A 20,121-nucleotide genomic window follows, 5' to 3' on the forward strand; every position below is an offset into this window, starting at 1 on the left:
ACTCGAACACAGGATTCCATGGAAGCAAGCGCATTCGAAACCGGAACAGACGGAGCACAAGCAAATGCCAAGATTCGCAGCAAACCTGACGATGATGTACCCCGAGCACGCTTTCCTGGACCGCTTCGCCGCAGCGGCGAAGGATGGTTTCAAGGCGGTGGAATTCCTGTTCCCTTACGACTTTGAAGCGAACGAAATCAAGCAGCGCTTAACGGACAATGGCTTGACGCAGGCGTTGTTCAACGCCCCGCCGGGCGACTGGGCGAAGGGCGAACGCGGCATCGCCTCGTTACCGGGCCGCGAGGAAGAGTTCAAGCAGAGCGTCGCAAAGGGACTCGAATACACCGCCGTGCTGGGCAACGAGAAACTGCACGTCATGGCCGGCCTGATCGCGAAAGATCAGAACAGAGAGCAACATCGGGCGGTGTATCTGAAGAACCTCGAATACGCGGCAAAAGAAGCGCAGAAAGCGGGCATAACGATCGTGATCGAGCCGATCAACACCCGCGACATACCCGGTTTCTTCCTGAACCGCCAAGACGAAGCACAGCAAATCTGCGATGAGCTCAATGCGCCGAATTTAAAGGTGCAATTCGACATCTATCACTGCCAGATCGTGGAAGGCGACATCGCGATGAAGCTTAAGCGCGACATGAAGCGCCCGAATGCGGGCATCGGCCATATCCAGATTGCGGGCGTGCCGGAGCGCCACGAACCGGGCATCGGCGAATTGAACTATCCGTATCTCTTCGAACTGATCGATTCGCTTGGCTACGAGGGCTTCATCGGCTGCGAATACAAACCGAAGGCCGGCACGTCGGAAGGTCTCGGCTGGCTCAAACCTTATCTGTAAAAACGGAAGCGACCACATGAAGATTCTCATCACGGGCGGCGCGGGCTTCATCGGTCAGCGACTCGCAAAGCGGCTGCTCGCGCGCAACGAGCTCAATGGCAAGCCGATCACGGAACTGGTGCTGCTCGACGTAGCGCGTCCGCAAGACGACAGCCTGCTGAACGACAAACGCGTGCGCGCCGAAACCGGCGACATTTCCGACCCGGCGGTGCTGCAACGCCACGTCGACACGGGGACGGAAGCCATCTTCCATCTCGCTGCGATCGTGAGCGGCCAGGCCGAAGCGGATTTCGATCTCGGCATGAAGATCAACCTCGACGCGTCGCGCGCGCTGCTCGAAGTGTGCCGCGCGGCGGGCCACAAGCCGCGCGTCGTGTTCACGAGTTCGGTCGCGGTGTACGGCGGCGCGCTGCCCGACGTCGTGCAGGACGACACCGCGCTGAATCCGCAATCGTCGTACGGAACGCAAAAGGCGATCGCCGAGCTGCTGCTCTCCGATTACGCGCGGCGCGGTTTCGTCGATGGCCGCGTGCTGCGCCTGCCGACGATCAGCGTGCGCCCCGGCAAGCCCAACGCGGCGGCGTCGTCGTTCGCGAGCGGCATCATCCGCGAGCCGCTGAACGGCGAGCGTTCGACGTGTCCCGTCGATGGCGAAACACGTCTGTGGCTGCTGTCGCCGAAAAGCGCGGTCGAGGCGCTGATCGCCGGCTGCGAAATCGAGCGCGAAAAGCTCGGCTTGCGGCCAGTCATCAACCTGCCGGGGCTGTCGGTCAGCGTGAACGAGATGGTCGCGGCGCTGCGCGAAGTGGCGGGCGACGAAGTCGTGCAGCGCATCGACTGGCAGCGCGACGAACGCATCGAGAAGATCGTGTGCAGCTGGCCGGGCGCGTGGAATACGGCGCGCGCGGAGCAACTCGGCCTGTCGGGCGATAAAAATTTCGCCGACGTGATCCGCGCCTATATCGCCGACGACCTCGCCTGAATCCCACTCTCCGGGCATCGCGCGCGCGATGCCCGCGTCCCGCGCGCCTGTCATGCTTACGATCGCGTTTCCGGGCTACACTTATCTCTTAAATGTGACGAACGTCGGCCCGGCGCCGCGCGTATCGCGTTGAACCACGAGCGGCCGCAAGCGCTCGTATCTCTCTCGCTTTCGTGCCTTGCGTGCCTAACGTGCTCCGTGCGCCTTCGCAGCGCCGTTCGCGGCGCGCGTCCCGTCGTCCCGTGAACAGACCATTCCCGCGCGGGAGATTCCCATGTTGTTGCATCAGCTAGTCGATCGATTCGGCCCGGCGATCGTGTTCGTCAACGTGATGGGCTCGGCGCTCGGGCTGCCCGTGCCCGCCATGCCGACGATGATCGTCGTCGGCGCATCCATCGCGCTGATGGCGGTCGACGGCGGCGCGTTCTGGCCGCCGCTCGTGGGCGTGCTGTGCGTCGCGGTGGCGGGCGGCGTGCTCGGCGATCTCGTCTGGTTCCAGGGCGGGCGCAAGTATGGCGACAAAACGCTCAAGACCATCTGCAAGCTCTCGCTTTCGCGCGATACCTGCGTGAAGAAGACCGAACGCTTCTTCGGGCGCTGGGGCGTACGCATCCTGCTCGTCGCGAAGTTCATCCCCGGTCTTTCGCTCGTCTCCGTGCCGCTCGCGGGCGCGATGGGCGTGAAGCTGCGCAGCTTCATCGCGCACGACGGCGCGGGCATCGCGCTGTGGGGCGCGGTCGGGCTGACGGTCGGCGTCATCTTCGCGGCGCAGTTGGAGATGGTCTTCGCGATGATCTCGCAGCTCGGGCGGCAGGCGGTGGCGGTCGTCGCGGTGCTGCTCGCGATCTACGTCACGTACCGCTGGTGGCGCCGCCGCGCGCTCATGGCGACGCTGGAAAAAGCGCGCATCAGCGTGGACGAGCTGTATGCGCTCATGAACGACGAGCCGCTGCCCGTAATCTTCGACATCCGTTCGCCCGAAAAACGCATGCTCGATCCCGAAGCGATTCCCGGCTCGATGTTCGCCGACGAACGCGATCTCGCGAAGATCATCGAGAGCTACGACAAGTCGCGCAAGGTCGTCATCTATTGCTCGTGTCCGAACGAAGTGTCGGCTGCGTGGATGGCGAAGACCATGCGTAACGCGGGTTTTCGCGACGTCGTGCCGCTCACGGGCGGGCTCGACGCGTGGCGGCTCGCCGGTTTTCACGTCGCGACGCTGACCGAGTTCGGCGAGCTCGCGGCGTCGTCGCCCGAGGAAGTCGCGGAAATGGCGGCGATGTGCCCGTGGCCCGTCAAGTCGTCGGTATCGGGATCGGCGTCGGCATCGCCCGCGGGCACCGCATCCCTGCATGAAGCTGGTTTTCCACACGGAGATCGCGCATGAGTACCACGCCGTTCAACGAGTCCTCTCAGGACATGCCGAATGTCGTCGCATGGAGCGCGCGCGAGCCGATGGAGAGTCCGAATCCGAACGTGGTGCCGACGCCCGCCGCCGCATCCTCGACGAGCGACGACAACGCGCCCTTCTCGCCGCTCGAAAGCCGCGTGCACCAGATGTTCCCGCGCCTGACCGATAACGAGATCGAGCGCATGAGCCGCTTCGGCACGCCGGCGCACTATCGCGCGGGCGAGTGGATTTTCCGCGTCGGCGAAACCGGGCGCGGCATGGTGATCGTCCTGAAGGGCGCGGTGCGCGTGACGCGGCGCGATGCGCTCGGCATCGAGCACATCGTGCGCGAGCACGGCGAGGGGCATTTTCTCGCGGAAGTGGCGCAACTCTCGGGCAAGCCGTGTCTCGTCGACGGCATGGCGGTCGGCGAAGTGGATGGCATCGTGATTCCGCCGGAGCGTCTGCGGGCGCTGCTCGTCGCCGAAGCGGAACTGGGCGAGCGCATCATGCGCGCGCTGATCCTGCGGCGCGTCGGCCTCATCGAAAAGGGCAGCGGACCGGTGCTGCTCGGCCCGTCCGACGACGGCCGTCTCGTGTCGCTGCAAGGCTTCCTGCGCCGGAATGGTTATCCGCACACGGTGATCGACGCCTGCACCGACCCCGACGCGATCTCGCTGCTCGAACGCATTTCGGCATCGACGGCCGATTTCCCGCTCGTCATCTGCCCGGACGGCACCGTGTTGCGCGCGCCCGATGAAAATCAGGTCGCGACGCAGCTCGGCTGGCTGCCGGAGTTCGATCCCGCGCATGTCTACGATGTCGCCGTCGTCGGCGCGGGTCCGGCCGGTCTCGCGACGGCGGTGTACGCGGCGTCGGAAGGTCTGTCGGTCGCGGTGTTCGATTGCCGCGCGCCGGGCGGGCAGGCGGGCGCGAGCTCGCGCATCGAGAACTATCTCGGCTTTCCGACCGGCATCTCGGGTCAGGCGCTCGCCGGGCGCGCGTTCGTGCAGGCGCAGAAGTTCGGCGCGCATATCGCGATTCCGACGAAGATCAAGGCGCTGCATTGCGACTGCAATCCGATCCAGATCGAACTACAGAACGGCACGCGCGTGACGACGCAGACGGTCGTGATCGCTTCGGGTGCGGCGTATCGGCGGCCGGACATCGCGGGGCTGGATCGGTACGAAGGGCACGGCACGTATTACTGGGCGTCGCCGGTCGAGGCGAAGCTCTGCAAGAACGCGGAAGTCGTGCTCGTCGGCGGCGGCAATTCGGCGGGACAGGCCGTCGTCTATCTCGCGACGCATGCGAAGCACGTCCATGTGCTGATTCGCGGCGCGGGGCTGTCGTCGAGCATGTCGCACTATCTGGTCGAGCGCATCGGCTCGCTGCCGAACGTCACGGTGCGAACGCATACGCAGATCACCTCGCTCGACGGCGACGGCCGCGCGCTCACGGCGGTCAATTGCAAGTCGCCGGATGGGCCGCTCACGATCGAGTCGCGGCATCTGTTCCTCTTCACCGGCGCGGACCCGAATACCGACTGGTTGCGCAACTGCAACGTGAACGTCGACGGGAAAGGCTTCGTGCTGACTGGACCGGAGGCCCACGAAGGGCGCACCGAAGGCGTCATGGCGCTGGAAACCAGCGTGCCGGGCGTGTTCGCTATCGGCGACGTGCGCTCGAGTTCGACGAAACGCGTCGCGGCGGCGGTCGGCGAAGGCGCTGCGGTCGTCGCGCAGATTCACGGCTTGCTCGCGAAGCGCGAAGCTTTGAGCGTGCCCGTGGCGTAAAACGCGCATCACGCTCCGGACGATAAAAACGGCCACTCGACAGTGGCCGTTTTTATTTTCGAATATCACGCGACTCACGCGACATTCCGACTCAGTTGCAAAAGACTGTCTAAAGCCGCGCCAGTATTGACGCTCTGGGCGCTCATTATTGAGCTTCGAGAAATTTGATCCTCGGCGTTCAATCATTTCATCGTGTTCCAATTCGCGCTGCCTATAATCAGTTCGAAGTTCTGTCGAATTTGAACCGCACTGATTTTCAGTGGCATTAAGAATCGAATAATCGCGCGAACGGAGAATTCAATTATTTCGAATTCCTTATGAGTTCGTGAGTTTAAACCAATCGGACCGATCCATTTAATTCAACGAAGAAGAGGAGTATGCCGTGACGCAAAAACATTTCCGCGCCGAACCTTTCGATCTGGCTTTCGAGCCGAAACACACGGCGCTCGTCATGATCGACATGCAACGCGATTTCGTCGAACCCGGCGGATTCGGCGAAGCGCTGGGCAACGACGTGTCGTTCGTGCGCACCGCGATCGAACCGTGCAAGCGCGTGCTGGCCGCGGCGCGCGACGCCGGCATGCTCGTCATTCATACGCGGGAAGGCCATCGCGCCGACCTGACGGATTGCCCGCCGGCCAAACTCACGCGCGGCGGCAAGACTTTCATCGGCTCCGACGGTCCGATGGGCCGCATCCTCGTGCGTGGCGAGAAGGGCCACGACCTGATTCCGGAACTGTATCCGGTCGCGGGCGAGCCGGTCATCGACAAGCCGGGCAAGGGCGCGTTCTATGAAACCGACCTGCATCTCATCCTGAAGAATCACGATATCCGCACGCTGATCGTGTGCGGCGTGACGACCGAAGTGTGCGTGACGACGACCGTGCGCGAGGCCAACGATCGCGGCTTCGAATGCATCGTGCCGCAGGATTGCGTCGGTTCGTACTTCCCCGAGTTCCAGAAGTACGCGCTCGAGATGATCAAGGCGCAAGGCGCGATCTTCGGCTGGGTCAGCGACGCCGGCGCGGTCATCGAAGCGCTGCGCGGCTAAGGCGCGCTGAGCCTGCGCATGAGTCCGATCACGCTACGCGGCCTGAGCATCGGCTATCTGGCGCGGCCGGGCTTGTCGCGCACCGGGGATTTCGCGGTGCACAGCAGTTTCAGGCACGCGCTCAATCTCGTCGCGCAGACGGGCGACTGGTTCACGCTCGTCGATGCCGCGTGCGAGAACCTGTCGTGCGGCGCGCGCGTGAGCGCGCCGCCGGGTTGGGACTGGCGCGACCATGCGCGGCCTGGCGAGCGCGTCGCGTTTTCCAATGGCCGTCTGAGCGGCGCGACGTGGCAGGTCGATCTGACCGGCGCGGCGTGCTGGCGGCCCGCGCTGCAAAGCGGAACCGGCGTGCGGATGTCGCCGGATGCGTTGTCGGCGCGGCATGAGCGCGTCGCGGCGCGGCTTGCGGCGCACTGCGCGCGGCACGCCGTGGCAGGCGCGCTGCAGTGGCTGCCGGGCTGGCCAGCGCACGCGCGCGCCGTCAGGCTGAGTCCACACGATGACCCCGCCACGCTCGCTGCCACGGTTCACGCGCTCGTCGGCCTCGGCGGCGGTCTCACGCCCGACGGCGACGATTATCTGCTCGGCTATCTCGCGGCGATTTGGGCCGCGCGCGGCGATCCGCAAATCGACGCGCACCGGCATGTCTTGTCGACCGAGCTGCGCGCGAATCTGCATCGCACGAACGATATCAGCCGCCATTACCTACAACTCGCGCTCGACGGACATTTCAACGAACCGGTCGATCGATTTATCGCGATTGCATCGGCGGCGGACGAAAGCGCGGATATCGAACATGCCGCCGATGCCGTGATGCGCTGGGGCGCGTCGTCCGGCGTGGATTGTCTCGGCGGCATTTTGCACGGCATGCGCGCATGGCGAGAAACGATTCGAATGCGCGAAGCGAAATCATTATTCCCGGAATCGGCTTGAAGCATTTGCGATTCTGTTTTCAAGAAACCGCGAATCGCATTTAAAGAACGGAGAGGTGCAATGGCCATCAAAATCGAAATATTCAAAAATCTGTATCAGGATTCGGTTTCCCTGATGCAGATTTCGGCGCATATCGGCAAGCTGCCGGGCGTCGAGCAGGCGTCCGTCGTCATGGGGACGCCGGCCAATCTCGTGCAGCTCGCCGACGCCGGACTCGGCGACGACGTGAAAGCAAGCCCGAACGATCTCGTCATCGCGGTGCGCGGCGACGAAGCCGCTTGCGAAGAAGCGCTCGGTCTCGCTCGCGAACGCCTGAGCGCGCGCGCGTCGACATCCGACACGCAGACGAGCGAAGCGCTCAAGGCCACCAGTCTCGCGATGGTCTGCGACGACGAACCCGCGTCGAACCTCGCGCTCATCTCGGTGCCGGGCGATTACGCGGCCGCCGAAGCCATCAAGGCGCTGCAGCTCGGCATGAACGTCATGCTCTTCAGCGACAACGTCAGCATGGCGCACGAAAAGGCCATCAAGACGCTCGCGCGCGAAAAGCGCCTCATCGTCATGGGCCCCGACTGCGGCACGGCCATCGTCAACGGCATGCCGCTCGGCTTCGCCAACGTGGTGCGGCGCGGCGGCATCGGCGTCGTGGGCGCATCGGGCACGGGGCTGCAGGAAGTCACCTGCCGTATCGACCAGCTCGGCGCGGGCATTTCGCAGGCGCTCGGCACGGGCGGACACGATCTGCATGAGGACATCGGCGGCATTTCGATGCAATTCGGCCTCGACGCGCTCGCCGAAGATCCCGACACGCGCGTGATCGTGCTGATCTCCAAGCCGCCCGCACGCGCGGTTGCGGAGCGCATTCTGGAGAGCGCGCGCAAGGCGGGCAAGCCCGTCGTCGTGAATTTTCTCGGCGCTTCCGAAGACGAGATGCGCGCGCCGGGCCTCACGCCCGCGCACACGCTCGCCGATGCCGCGCAGTTCGCCGTCGCGTTGCTGAACGGCGCGCCGCTGCCGGCGAGCGTCGCGCGCGTGGAAGCCAACGACGAAGCGACGCTCGTCAAGCGGAGCGAAACGCTCGGCGCGGGCCGCAAGTTCATTCGCGGCGTGTTCGCGGGCGGCACGTTCTGCTACGAGAGCCAACTGCTCTGCAAGGCGGAAGGTTTCATGGCGAGCTCGAACACGCCGGTGAAAGGCAACGCGAAGCTCGCGGATATCTGGAAAAGCGAGGGCCACACGATCGTCGACATGGGCGACGACGATTTCACGCGCGGCCGTCCGCATCCGATGATCGACCCGACCCTGCGCGACGAACGCGTGCGCGCCGAGATGCTCGATCCCGCAACTGCCGTCGTGCTGTTCGATCTCGTGCTCGGTTACGGCGCGGCGGACGAACCGGCGCAAGGGCTCATCGCATTGCTGGCGCAATTGCCGCGCGAAAACGCGCCGCTGTTGATCGCGCATGTGTGCGGCACGGAATCCGATCCGCAAGTCAGAAGCCGTCAGATCGACGCATTGCGCGAGGCAGGCGTTCTCGTCGCCGGATGCAACGCCGAGGCCGCGCTGTGGGCGAGCCGCGTCGCGCGTCTGCAGGCGCGACGCCACGCGTAAAAAGGAGCAAAAGAATGAACCGATTGTTTGGTCAGCCACTGAAAGTGGTGAACTGCGGGCTCACGAGCTTCGCCGACAACCTGCGTCTCGCGGGCGGCGAAGTCAGTCACGTCAACTGGCAGCCGCCCGCTCTCGGCGATGTCGCCGCGGGCCTCGATCTCGCGTGGCTGATGCGCCATCCGCTCGTCGAGCAGGCGAACGACATTGCATTCGCGCGTTATCTCGAAGCGCAGCCGGTGTTGAAAGACATCGCTACGGCATCCGAAGCAATCAGCGCGATGAGCGCGCGCAAGCTGATTCTCCACTCCGGTCCGCCGATCGCGTGGGAGAACATGTGCGGGCCGGTGAAGGGCGCGATCATCGGCGCGGTGATGCTCGAAGGCTGGGCCGCCGATCACGCCGCCGCCGAACGCCTGATTCTCGACGGCAAGGTCGATCTCGAGCCGTGTCACCACCATCAGGCCGTCGGTCCGATGGCGGGCATCATCAGTCCGTCGATGCCGCTTTTCGTCGTCGAGAACAAGGCGAACGGGCATCGCACGTACAGCAATCTGAACGAAGGTCTCGGCAAGGTGCTGCGCTTCGGCGCGAACAGCACGGAAGTGCTCGACCGTCTGCGCTGGATGAAAGCGACGCTCGCGCCCGCGCTGAAGGCCGCGCTCGCGGTGTCCGGCGAGATCGAGCTGAAGCCGCTGATGGCGCAGGCGCTGCATATGGGCGATGAAGTCCACAACCGCAACAGCGCGGCGACGGGCCTCTTCATCAAGCGCATCGTGCCCGCGCTGCTCGGCACGCAACTGCCGCTCGCGCAGATTCGCGAAGCGAGCGCGGCGATCATCGCCAACGATCACTTCTTCCTCAACATCTCGATGGCCGCGTGCAAGGCCATGATGGACGCGTGCGCCAACGTGCCTTTCAGCTCGATGGTCTCGGTGATGGCGCGCAACGGCGTGAACTTCGGCATCCGTCTGTCGGGCACCGGCGACCGCTGGTTCCAGGCGAAGGCGAATCCGGTCGAGGGCCTGTTCTTTCCGGGCTATGGCGTCGATGACGCAGCCGCCGATCTCGGCGACAGCGCGATCACCGAAACGGCCGGCGTGGGCGGTTTCGCGATGGCGTCGTCGCCCGCGATCGTGAAGTTCGTCGGCGGCACGCCCGCCGATGCGACCGCGAACAGCCGCCGCATGCAGGCCATCACGCTCGGCGGCAATCCGGCGTTCACGCTGCCCGCGCTCAACTTCGCGCCGACCGCCGCGGGCATCGATGCGCGCAAGGTGGCCGACCGCGGCATTTTGCCCGTCATCAATACGGGCATCGCTCACAAGCAAGCAGGCGTCGGGCAGATCGGCGCAGGCATCACGACCGCGCCGATGGAGTGCTTCGTCGAAGCCATTCGCGCGCTCGCCGAGACCGTCAAACAACCCAGCGGACAAGCATCATGACAGTTCGAAAACCTCTGGCAGTCGTCGCCGTGGGCGGCAACGCGCTGATTCGCGACGATCGTCATCTGAGCATTCCCGATCAATACGAAGCGGTGACGGAGAGCGCGACACATATCGCCGACATGATCGCGGCGGGATGGAACGTCGTGCTCACGCATGGCAACGGGCCGCAAGTCGGCTTCATCTTGCGGCGTTCCGAACTCGCGTCTCAGGAAGTCGCGCCCGTGCCGCTCGACTACGCGGTGGGCGATACGCAAGGCGCGATCGGCTACATGTTCCAGAAGGCGCTGACCAACGAGCTGCACCGTCGCGGCATCGAACGGCGCGTCGTTGCGCTCGTGACGCAGACGCGCGTCAGCGCCGACGATCCCGCGTTCGAGAAGCCGGCCAAGCCGGTCGGCGCGTTCTTCGACGAAGCGACCGCGAAGAAGCGTCAGGAAGAGCTCGGCTGGACCTTGATGGAAGACGCGGGACGCGGCTGGCGGCGCACGGTGCCGTCGCCGGAGCCGCTTGAAATCATCGAGCGCGATGTCATCGCGAGCCTGCTCGCGCAAGGCTGCGTGGTGATCGCGTGCGGCGGCGGCGGCATTCCGGTGGTGCGCAAGCACGGCAAGCTGTCCGGCGTCGAGGCGGTCATCGACAAGGACCTCGCATCGGCGCTGCTCGCGCAGCAACTGAAAGCGGATCTGCTGCTGATTCCGACCGGCGTCGAACAGGTCGCGGTGAACTTCGGCACGCCCGAGCAGCGCTGGCTCGACACGATGAGCGTGAGCGAAGCGCGCGAGCTGATCGCGCAGGGTCAGTTCGGCGCGGGCAGCATGCTGCCGAAAGTGGAGGCGATTCTGCGCTTCGTGTCGCACATCGAACCGGACGGCCACGCGGGCGAAGGGCTCATCACGAGTCCGGCGGCGATCAGGCCCGCGCTCGAACGGCGCACGGGTACGTGGATCACGCCGTAACGCGCATACGCCCCCGACATCAACAAGGAGAAGGACACACATGAACGACAAGACACTGCTCGCGGTGAACGGCACGCTGATGCGCGGCCTCGGGCTGAACCACAACATGCTGGCGGCGAAGGGCGAATTCGTGCGCGAGGATCGCACGGACGCGTGCTATCGCATCTGGACCATCAACGATCGTCATCCCGGCATGTTGCGCGTGAAGAGCGGCGGCGTGGCCGTATCGCTGGAAGTCTGGGAATTGCCGATGGCCAATCTCGGCGCGCTCTTGCTCAGCGAACCGGCGGGTCTTTCGATCGGCAAGGTCGTGCTCGCGGACGGCAGCGAAGTGCTCGGCGTCCTCGCCGAACCGTGGCTCGTCGAAGGACAGAAGGAGATCACGGCATCCGGCGGATGGCGCGAATACACCGGCCACCACTACACGCCCTGAATGGAATCGGCATCAGCAAAGGAACTGTCATGAGTCAATCGAAAGAGAGCCGGGTCAGCGCTTCGCCCGGCACTGCGCCGGGCTATCGCATCGCGATGATCCTGCTCGGCATCGCCGTCACGCCGGTGTTGCTGTCGTCGTCGAGTCTCGGCAATCAGATGTCGAACGGCGATCTGATCAAGGTCGTCGGGATCGGCAGCCTGATCCTCGCGATTCTCGCGTCGATCACGATCTCGGTCGGCGAGAAAGCACGGCTGCCGACCTACGGCATCGTGAAGTATCCGTTCGGCGAGAAAGGCGCGATCGCCATCAACGTGCTGCTCGCGGTCAGCCTGTTCGGATGGATCGCGGTGACGGCCAACATGTTCGGCCACTCGGTCGCCGACCTGCTCGCGCAACATGGCGTGAACGTGCCCGCGCCGCTGCTCGTCGCGATCGGCTGCGTGATCTTCGTCGCGTCCACCGCGTTCGGCTTCGAAGTGCTCGGCAAGGTGGCGCAGTTCGCCGTGCCGGTCATCGCGTTGATGATGTGCTATATCGTGCGCGTCGCGCTCAATGGCCAGGCGCCTGCCGTCGATGCGATCGCCGGCATGCCGATGGGCGTCGCGGTATCGACGGTCGTCGGCACGATCATCGTGCTGGTCGCGACCTTGCCCGACTTCGGCAGCTTCACGCATAACCGCAAACACGCGGTCGGCGGCGCGCTGCTCACGTTCCTGATCGCCTATCCGCTGCTGTACTGGGCGGGCGCGACGCCGAGCGTGCTCACGGGCAAGAGCTCGCTGCTCACCGCGATGGCCGTGTTCGGCGCGACCTTGCCGGCCGCCTTGCTGCTGATCTTCGCGACGGTCACGGGCAACGCGGGCAACATGTTCCAGGGCACGCTCGTCACATCGACGCTCATCACGCGCTTTCCGAAGTGGCAGATCACCGTTGCGCTCGGCGTGCTGGCGGCGATCGTCGGCAGCATGAACATCATGTCGTGGTTCATTCCGTTCCTGCTGTTCCTCGGCATCGCGACGCCGCCCGTCGCGGGCATCTATATCGCGGACTTCGTGATGTATCGGCGCAACGGGTATGATGCTGCCGCGCCAGCGCGCGAACCGCAGATCAAGATCATGACCTTCGTCGCGTGGATTCTCGGATCGCTCACGGGTTTCGCGACGGTGAACGGCATGTTCACGGTCACGTCGATTCCCTCACTCGATTCGATTCTCGTTGCGTGCATCGGCTACATGATCCTGAGCCGGTTCGCGCAGGCGAGCGGCACTGTCAAGCCCAGCGGGCACTGACGCAACGATGTGAGCGAAGCGCACGGTGTTCATCGCGCGCTTCGCTCATGTGGCAGGACAAATACTCATGTGGAAGCAGGCTCGATGTTCACTTCGGACGAAAGCATTCGGATAGTCCGGTTGGTTGCGCAGTATCAAAGCATCACGGCGGCCGCGGAACGGCTGAACAAGGTTCCGTCGGCGATCAGTTACACCGTCAGGAAGCTCGAGGAATCGTTCGGCGCGAAGCTGTTCGAGCGCCGCGGTTGCTATATCCGGCTTACCGAGGCGGGCGAATACTTCATCGCGCACAGCAAGGCGATTCTCGACGATCTGCAGGCGCTCAAATGCAATCTCGCCATCGTTCAGGGGGGCATCGAGCCCGAGCTCACCGTGGCCGTCAACAACATCGTGCCGCGCGACGCGATCATCCAGTTCTTGTGCGATCTGGAAGATGCGTATCCGACGACGCGCGTCACGATCCAGCAGGAGGTGTACAACGGCTGCTGGGACGCGCTCTATGCAAGCAAGGCGAATATCGTCGTCGGCGCGCCGCATTTCGTGCCGAAGACCGACGGCATCACGAGCGTCGCGCTCGGCCATCTCGCGTGGGACTTTCTCGTGGGCGCCGATCATCCGCTCGCGGATGCGCCGCATATCCTGCAAAGCGCGGAGTTGCGGAAGTATCCGGCGGTCTGCATCAAGGACACGTCGATCGATTTCGATCCGATGCATGCGTGGCTTCTGGAAGGGCAGAAGCCGATCTTCGTTCCCGACTTTTCGATGGCCGTGAGAATCATCGCGCGCAATGTCGCGATCGGCTATGTGCCCACGCATATCCGCGCGGCATTCGGCGACGCCGGGCTCGTCAGTAAGTCGATTCAGGAGCAGAAGCACGCGACGCGGCTCTTCCTCGCGCATCGTTCGGATGGCGTCGGCAAGGTGCGGGCATGGTGCGTCGACTATCTGATGCGACCGGAATTCAGGGCGTGGTTGTGCGGCGATGCTCCGCAGCAGGGAAGCGCAAGGTGAATTCGATCCACCCGTCCGGCGTGGATTCGGCGGATGCGACGCCGCCATGCAGCCGCATGATCGCCTGAACGATCGACAAGCCGAGTCCGCTCGATTCCGTGAACTCGCTGCGCGCCGCGTCGCCGCGATAAAAGCGGTCGAACAGCTTCGCGAGCTCTTCCTTCTCGATGTGCGCGCCGCGATTGCCCACGACGATGCTCGCGCCTTGTTCATCCGCGTAACCGCGCAGCCGGACCACGGTGCCCGCCGTCGCATAACGCACCGCATTCACGACGACATTGCCGATCGCCCTGCGGCACATGATTGCATTCGCAAGCATTTCGCCTTCGGCCTGGATATCGAACGTGATGCGGCGTTCATCGGCGATGCCTTCGAAGTAAGCGCCGATCGTCTCGAGCGCTTCGCGGATATCGAGCCGCTCCCGTTCGATCTGTTGCTGCTCATGATCCGCCTGCGCGAGAAAGAGAATGTTCTGCGCGATGCGCGCGAGGCGCTCCAGTTCTTCCAGATTCGATTCGAGCACGCTGCGATACTCCGCGACGCTGCGCTCGTGCGCGAGCGTGACCTGCGTTTGACCGACCAACACGCCGATCGGCGTGCGCAGTTCATGCGCGAGATCGGCGGAGAACTGCACCAGACGCTCGTAGCCGTGTTCGAGCCGGTCGAGCATCGCATTGAACGACGCCGCGAGGCTTTGCAATTCGGCGGGCGCATGGGCGACGTCGAGCCGCGCGGACAATCGGTTCGGCGTGATTTCGGCGGCTTTATCGGCCATCAGTTTGAGCGGCATGAGTCCGCGGCTCGTGACCCAGTAAGCGAGCAGCAACGTCACGAGCACCGCGCCGATCACGTTGATCCATACGCGCTTCAGATACGCCGACAACACAATCGCTTCCTGCGTCATCACATGCGCGGCGATGATCTCGACGACCTCGCCGTTCTCGCCGATGCGCGCCTGCGCGCCGACCCAGCGCATCCGCACGCCGTCCGCGCGCGAGCCTTCGTACAGGTCATCGAGTCCGATGGCGCGCGTCACAGGCACGACATCGAGCGGCGGCAACGGCATCTTCTCCGGATTGACGTAGATGAAAGGCCCCGAGCCCGCGCGTCGAAAGAGGATGACGTCCTGACGATCGCCTAGCATCGTTTCGAAGAGCCGAGGTCGCGCTTCGATTTCCTTGATCGTGTAGAGATCGTGCAGAAGCGAGCGGAAATGCTCGACGCGCGCGATCAGCTGGTAATCCGCGCGCGTGGACAGCGCGCGATTCGTCGCGTGATAGAGCGATGCGCCGATCATGCCGACGACGATGCACACGATCACCGCAAACGACAACGCGATACGTACCGCAAGCGAGCGCGATGGCCGGTTCAAGGATTCTCCCCGAACGAATAGCCGATGCTGCGCACCGTATGAATGAGCTTCAGATCGAATGGATTGTCGATCTTCGCGCGCAGCCGCTTCACCGCGACGTCGACGACATTGGTGTCGCTGTCGAAGTTCATGTCCCACACTTCCGATGCGATCAGGGTGCGCGACAGCGCCTCGCCCTGATGCTTGCAAAAGAGATGCAGCAGCGCGAATTCCTTGTTCGTGAGCACGATGTCGATGCCCTTGCGCGTCACCTTGCGACGCAGCACATCCACATGAAGATCCGCGATCTGGAACGTATCGGATTCGCGCATCACGCCGCGTCTGAGCAGCGTGCGAATGCGCAAGACGAGTTCGGTGAAAGAGAAGGGCTTGACGAGATAATCGTCCGCGCCGAGTTCGAGTCCGTGAATGCGGTCCGTCACGTGATCGCGTGCGGTGAGAAAAATGACAGGCAAGTCACGTTTCGCGCGCAAGGCCGACATCACCTGCCAGCCGTCGATGCCCGGCAGCATCACGTCGAGCACGATCAGTTCGTAGGAATTCGCGAGCGCCTGGTGCAGACCGTCCGTGCCGTTGCGAACGAGCTCGACCTGATAGCCGGACTCGATGAGCCCTTTCTTCAGGTAGTCGCCTGTCTTGCGGTCGTCTTCGATAACGAGGATGGTCATGCTCGCACTGCATTCGATGGATTGCCGACATTCTAGCCAGAGCGCGCGCGACGCTCGCAAAGATGACAAAAAAGTCATCGAGAGGTCATCGATCGATCAGCGGCGCGTCGCTACCATGCCCTCGAAATCTCAACGACTCGCGAGGCTCGACGACGTGCAAATCCAACCGTTATGGCTGCGCATCACGCACTGGCTCAACGCGTTCGCCGTGTTGATCATGGTGACGAGCGGCTGGCAGATCTACAACGCATCGCCGATTTTCAAATCGCTGACCTTCTCGTCCGCGATCACGCTCGGCGGCTGGCTCGGCGGCGCGCTGCAATGGCATTTCGCGGCGATGTGGCTGCTGGTCGCGAATTTTATCGTGTACATCGCGATGAATCTCTTCACCGGACGCCTGCGCCGCCGCATGTTTCCGCTCTCCGTCAAGAGCATTTTCACCGACGCCTTCGCCGCGCTACGCGGCAAGCTCGGTCACGACGATCTCACGCATTACAACGCGGTGCAGAAGTTCGCGTATCTCGCGGTGATCGTGGACATCACGATCGTGATCCTGTCGGGACTCGCGGTGTGGAAGTCGGTGCAGTTTCCCTTGCTTCGCACGTTGATGGGCGGTTACGACAACGCTCGCATCGTGCATTTCTTCGGCATGAGTTTTCTCGTGGCGTTCTTCGTCGTGCACGTCGCGATGGTCGCGCTCGTGCCGCGCTCGCTCGTGCTGATGATCCGAGGTCGCTAACACATGTCGCTCAAGCTATTCAAATCGAGACCCGACGCTGAACTCATCATCAACGATGCCGCGAAGGAACTGAAGGCGCCGGCGCGCCGTTTGTTCGGCAAGCGCATTCTTTCGCTGGGCGGCCTCGCGATGCTGTCGGGCTGCAACATCACCGACGACAAATCGGTCAACGCGATGCTGCGCCGCATTTCATCCTTCAACGACGACATGCAGGCGTTGCTATTCGACCCGAACCAGCTCGCGCCGACTTATCCCGACTCGATGATCACGCGGCCGTTTCCGTTCAACGCGTTCTATGACATCGATGAAGTGCCCGAAGTCGATCCATCGACATACAAGCTGGAGATAGGCGGCCTCGTCAAGGGCAAGCGTGTGTGGACGCTCGACGAACTGCACGCGATGCCGCAGGAAAGCCAGGTGACACGGCATATCTGTATCGAAGGCTGGAGTGCGATCGGCAAGTGGGGCGGCGTGCGATTCGCGCAAATCCTCGCGCGTGCAGGCGCCGATACGAGCGCGAAATACGTGGCCTTTCATTGCGCCGACAACTACTCGACGAGCATCGACATGCCGACCGCGCTGCACGCGCAGACGCTGCTCACGCTCACCTACGACGGCCAGATTTTGCCGGCGAAGTACGGCTTCCCGATGAAGCTGCGCATGCCGACCAAGCTCGGTTACAAGAATCCGAAGCACATCGTCGCGATCACTGTGACGAACGATTATCCCGGCGGCTATTGGGAGAACCAGGGCTACAACTGGTTCGGCGGTTCCTGAAGCCTTTGCTTTCATCACCAGAAGGAGATTGCATGTCGATTCGACTCAAACTTGGCGTCAGCATCGTGACGCTCGCACTCGCATCCGCGGCTCTTGCTCAGACGCCCGCCGCGAAACCCGCGCGCATTCGCGGCGATATCGTGTCGCTGTCAGGCGATACGCTGACCGTTCATCGACGCAGCGGCGACACCGTAAAGATCGCCGTCAAGGCAGATACGCCCGTCACCGCGCTGAAGAACATCAAGCTGCAGGACATCAAGCCGGGCTCGTTCGTCGGCACGGCTGCGACCACCGGCACCGACGGCAAGCTCACCGCGACCGAGGTACTCGTGTTCCCGGAAGCCGCGCGCGGCACAGGCGAAGGCCACTATGAATGGGATCTCGGACCGAAGAGCTCGATGACCAACGCGAACGTCGACCAGGTCGTGCAAGGCACGAGCGGCCGCGATCTGAAGCTCTCGTACAAGGGCGGCGCGAACTCGGTGACCGTACCGGAGAACGTGCCCGTTGTGACGTTCGCCCCCGCGACGCACGACGACCTGAAGCCCGGAAAGAAAGTGTTCGTCGTCGCGACTCCGGCTGGTTCGGACTTCGCGGCGCAACGCATCGTCGTGGAGAAGGATGGCGTCGCGCCGCCGATGTAAGCGTCACCTTCGACAAAGTCCCTGCACGCGCCCGCCGATCATCGATCGCGGGCGTTTGTCATTCCAGCGTCGTGCGTATATGCCTCACGCTCGACACCGTGTCGTCGAAACGCGCGTTGCCGAGCTTGCGCTTCATGCGCCGCGTGACCTCCGAGCTGACCGCGCCGATGCGCTTCATCATCGCGACCGCGGAATCGGTCGGATGAATGGCGGATTCGCGGCCATCGCGTTCAGTGGACCAGCGCTCGACGAGCCCCAGTTTCGCCAGTCCGTCGAGCGTGCGCGTGGCAGTGGGGCGCGTGATCGCGAGTGCATCGGCAAGCGTGCCTTGAAGCTGCCCGGGATGCTCGACAACCGCGCGCAACATGAACGCCTGCGACGGCGTGAGTCCGAACGGCTTGAACGCTTTGGCCCATTCGCGTTCGAGTGCGCGCGCGAGTGCGGTGGTGTTGAAATAAAGGCATTGGTCGAACATACGGGTCACCGTCGTGTCATGTAATTCGATCTGCAACTATCGATTGAACGTAGCGCGCGTCAGCAGATTTTACGTGGCCGCGATACCATGGCCGTCTGCGTCATATGGTCCGGCGCAAGCAACATTGGCCACGCCACTCTCAAGGAGACATGCATGAGCAACACTCGTTCCGACCTTCCGGCTTATCCGAATACCCGGCTTTATATCGACGGCGCGTGGCGCGACGGTTCGCGCGACACGGCCGTCATCAATCCGGCGAACGAAGCGGAGATCGGCCGTCTCGCGCTCGCGGGCGAAGCCGAGCTTTCGCTCGCCGCCGACGCCGCCGCGCGCGGTTTCAAGGAATGGCGCAAGGTTTCGCCCTACGAGCGCAGCAAGCTGATGCGTCGCGCGGCGCAGAACATTCGCGAGCGTGCGGAACAGATCGCCGCCATCATGACGATGGAGCAGGGCAAGCCGTTCGGCGAGGCGCGCATCGAAACGCTGTCGGCAGCGGACATCATCGAATGGTTCGCGGAAGAAGGGCGCCGCACGTATGGCCGCGTGATTCCGTCGCGAACGGATGCCGTGCGCCAGATCGTGACGCGTGAGCCGGTCGGTCCGGTCGCCGCGTTCACGCCGTGGAATTTCCCTATCAATCAGGCGGTGCGCAAGGTATCGGCCGCCCTCGCGTCGGGGTGCTCGGTCGTGCTCAAAGGCCCCGAGGAAACGCCCGCAAGCTGCGCGGCGCTCGTGCAGGCATATGCCGATGCGGGCCTGCCCGCCGGCGTGCTGAATCTCGTCTTCGGCGTGCCCGCCGATGTCTCGAAGTATCTGATCGCGCATCCCGCGATCCGCAAGATTTCGTTCACCGGTTCGACGCCGGTCGGCAAGCTGCTTGCGTCGCTCGCGGGCGAGCACATGAAGCGCGTGACGATGGAACTAGGTGGCCACGCGCCGGCTATCGTGTTCAAGGACGCCGACATCCCCCGCGCCGCGAAGATGCTCGCATCGGCGAAATTCCGCAACGCGGGTCAGGTCTGCATCTCGCCGACGCGCTTTCTCGTCGAAGAATCCGCGTATGACGAGTTCGTGCAGCACTTCGTCGCCACCGCGAGGGCGGTGAAAGTGGGCAACGGTCTCGACGATGGCGTTCAGATGGGTCCGCTCGCGAACGGCCGCCGCCTCGAAGCGATGGAACGCCTCGTCGCCGATGCGCGCGAGCACGGCGCGAAGGTGTTGACGGGCGGCGAGCGCATCGGCCGCGAAGGCTACTTCTTCGCGCCGACCGTGCTGACCGATGTGCCGCTCTCCGCGCGCATCATGACCGAAGAGCCGTTTGGCCCGATCGCGCCGATCGCATCGTTCAAGTCGTATGACGAAGTGATCGCCGAGGCCAATCGCCTGCCTTATGGGCTTGCCGCTTACGCTTACACGAGCTCTGCGGCGACGTCAGCGGCGGTGTCGGACGATATCGAAAGCGGCATGCTCTCGATCAATCACCACGGCCTCGCATTGCCGGAGACGCCGTTCGGCGGGGTCAAGGATTCGGGCTACGGCTCGGAAGGCGGCAGCGAAGCGATGGAAGCGTATCTCGTCACGAAGTTCGTGACGGAGCATCGTTGATTCGCGAGTCGGTAGGTTAGTTGGACGGCGGCCCTTCGACGGGCCGCTTTCCTTGATGATCCGATAGTTCGGATGACGAATGAGCGCG

Annotated in this window: 19 protein-coding genes; 16 read left to right on the plus strand and 3 right to left on the minus strand. The window is 63.7% G+C overall.

All coding sequences use genetic code 11. The features are described 5' to 3' along the window. Window positions 1-64 precede the first annotated feature (64 nt). From otnI to NCS03_RS14505, 12 genes are all read left to right on the plus strand, one after another. Window positions 65-853 (plus strand): 2-oxo-tetronate isomerase, encoded by a 789-nt coding sequence (gene otnI, locus NCS03_RS14450; RefSeq protein ID WP_250529318.1) that lies wholly within the window; start codon window positions 65-67, stop codon window positions 851-853. 16 nt (window positions 854-869) lie between these two features. Further along, window positions 870-1,835: a D-erythronate dehydrogenase gene (gene denD, locus NCS03_RS14455; RefSeq protein WP_008354091.1), complete on the plus strand. Its 966-nt coding sequence runs from the start codon at window positions 870-872 to the stop codon at window positions 1,833-1,835. A gap of 274 nt (window positions 1,836-2,109) precedes the next feature. Then, window positions 2,110-3,222 (plus strand): DedA family protein/thiosulfate sulfurtransferase GlpE, encoded by a 1,113-nt coding sequence (locus tag NCS03_RS14460; RefSeq protein ID WP_008354090.1) that lies wholly within the window; start codon window positions 2,110-2,112, stop codon window positions 3,220-3,222. Window positions 3,223-3,254: 32 nt separating this feature from the next. Next, entirely contained in the window at window positions 3,255-5,021 is a 1,767-nt protein-coding gene (locus NCS03_RS14465; RefSeq protein ID WP_372492631.1) for an FAD-dependent oxidoreductase, read from the plus strand. 382 nt (window positions 5,022-5,403) lie between these two features. Further along, window positions 5,404-6,072 (plus strand): cysteine hydrolase family protein, encoded by a 669-nt coding sequence (locus tag NCS03_RS14470; protein WP_250436340.1) that lies wholly within the window; start codon window positions 5,404-5,406, stop codon window positions 6,070-6,072. A gap of 18 nt (window positions 6,073-6,090) precedes the next feature. Then, window positions 6,091-7,005, plus strand: coding sequence for an oxamate carbamoyltransferase subunit AllH family protein (locus NCS03_RS14475; RefSeq protein ID WP_250529305.1), 915 nt, complete (start codon window positions 6,091-6,093; stop codon window positions 7,003-7,005). Between the two features lie 60 nt (window positions 7,006-7,065). Further along, window positions 7,066-8,616, plus strand: coding sequence for an acyl-CoA synthetase FdrA (fdrA, locus tag NCS03_RS14480; protein ID WP_250529306.1), 1,551 nt, complete (start codon window positions 7,066-7,068; stop codon window positions 8,614-8,616). A 14-nt stretch (window positions 8,617-8,630) separates the two neighbouring features. Then, complete coding sequence (locus tag NCS03_RS14485; RefSeq protein ID WP_250529307.1) at window positions 8,631-10,058, plus strand: YlbE family protein; 1,428 nt, start codon at window positions 8,631-8,633, stop codon at window positions 10,056-10,058. Further along, window positions 10,055-11,017: a carbamate kinase gene (locus NCS03_RS14490; RefSeq protein WP_250529308.1), complete on the plus strand. Its 963-nt coding sequence runs from the start codon at window positions 10,055-10,057 to the stop codon at window positions 11,015-11,017. Before NCS03_RS14485 ends, NCS03_RS14490 begins: the two co-directional genes overlap by 4 nt. A 40-nt stretch (window positions 11,018-11,057) precedes the next feature. Then, window positions 11,058-11,450, plus strand: coding sequence for an allophanate hydrolase-related protein (locus NCS03_RS14495; protein ID WP_175982951.1), 393 nt, complete (start codon window positions 11,058-11,060; stop codon window positions 11,448-11,450). Window positions 11,451-11,479: 29 nt separating this feature from the next. Next, the gene (locus tag NCS03_RS14500; RefSeq protein WP_008354081.1) at window positions 11,480-12,742 is read left to right on the plus strand and encodes a cytosine permease; all 1,263 of its coding nucleotides are present in this window, start codon (window positions 11,480-11,482) and stop codon (window positions 12,740-12,742) included. 84 nt (window positions 12,743-12,826) lie between these two features. Continuing rightward, window positions 12,827-13,753 (plus strand): LysR family transcriptional regulator, encoded by a 927-nt coding sequence (locus NCS03_RS14505; RefSeq protein ID WP_284504360.1) that lies wholly within the window; start codon window positions 12,827-12,829, stop codon window positions 13,751-13,753. Here the strand turns inward: NCS03_RS14505 and NCS03_RS14510 are convergent. Next, on the minus strand, window positions 13,704-15,125 hold the full coding sequence (locus NCS03_RS14510; protein ID WP_008354078.1) for a heavy metal sensor histidine kinase: 1,422 nt from the start codon (window positions 15,123-15,125) through the stop codon (window positions 13,704-13,706). The genes NCS03_RS14505 and NCS03_RS14510 overlap by 50 nt on opposite strands. After that, on the minus strand, window positions 15,122-15,793 hold the full coding sequence (locus NCS03_RS14515; protein WP_175982952.1) for a heavy metal response regulator transcription factor: 672 nt from the start codon (window positions 15,791-15,793) through the stop codon (window positions 15,122-15,124). Before NCS03_RS14515 ends, NCS03_RS14510 begins: the two co-directional genes overlap by 4 nt. Before the next feature lie 115 nt (window positions 15,794-15,908). On the opposite strand from NCS03_RS14515, the gene NCS03_RS14520 reads away from it, so the two are divergent. From NCS03_RS14520 to NCS03_RS14530, 3 genes are read left to right on the plus strand one after another with little or no spacing between them, the layout of a single operon-like run. Then, complete coding sequence (locus NCS03_RS14520) at window positions 15,909-16,532, plus strand: cytochrome b/b6 domain-containing protein (protein ID WP_250529310.1); 624 nt, start codon at window positions 15,909-15,911, stop codon at window positions 16,530-16,532. Window positions 16,533-16,535: 3 nt separating this feature from the next. Then, window positions 16,536-17,309, plus strand: coding sequence for a molybdopterin-dependent oxidoreductase (locus NCS03_RS14525; protein WP_250529311.1), 774 nt, complete (start codon window positions 16,536-16,538; stop codon window positions 17,307-17,309). A 32-nt stretch (window positions 17,310-17,341) separates the two neighbouring features. Then, the gene (locus NCS03_RS14530) at window positions 17,342-17,953 is read left to right on the plus strand and encodes a hypothetical protein (RefSeq protein WP_008354074.1); all 612 of its coding nucleotides are present in this window, start codon (window positions 17,342-17,344) and stop codon (window positions 17,951-17,953) included. 58 nt (window positions 17,954-18,011) lie between these two features. Here the strand turns inward: NCS03_RS14530 and NCS03_RS14535 are convergent, their stop codons facing one another. Further along, window positions 18,012-18,428: a MarR family winged helix-turn-helix transcriptional regulator gene (locus NCS03_RS14535; protein ID WP_008354073.1), complete on the minus strand. Its 417-nt coding sequence runs from the start codon at window positions 18,426-18,428 to the stop codon at window positions 18,012-18,014. Between the two features lie 153 nt (window positions 18,429-18,581). Between NCS03_RS14535 and NCS03_RS14540 the strand changes: the two genes are divergently transcribed. Continuing rightward, a complete protein-coding gene (locus NCS03_RS14540) occupies window positions 18,582-20,033 on the plus strand; it encodes an NAD-dependent succinate-semialdehyde dehydrogenase (RefSeq protein WP_250529312.1) in 1,452 nt (483 codons plus the stop codon). Window positions 20,034-20,121 lie beyond the last annotated feature (88 nt).

The organism is Caballeronia sp. ATUFL_F1_KS4A (genome assembly GCF_023630905.1).
Lineage (GTDB): Bacteria > Pseudomonadota > Gammaproteobacteria > Burkholderiales > Burkholderiaceae > Caballeronia > Caballeronia zhejiangensis.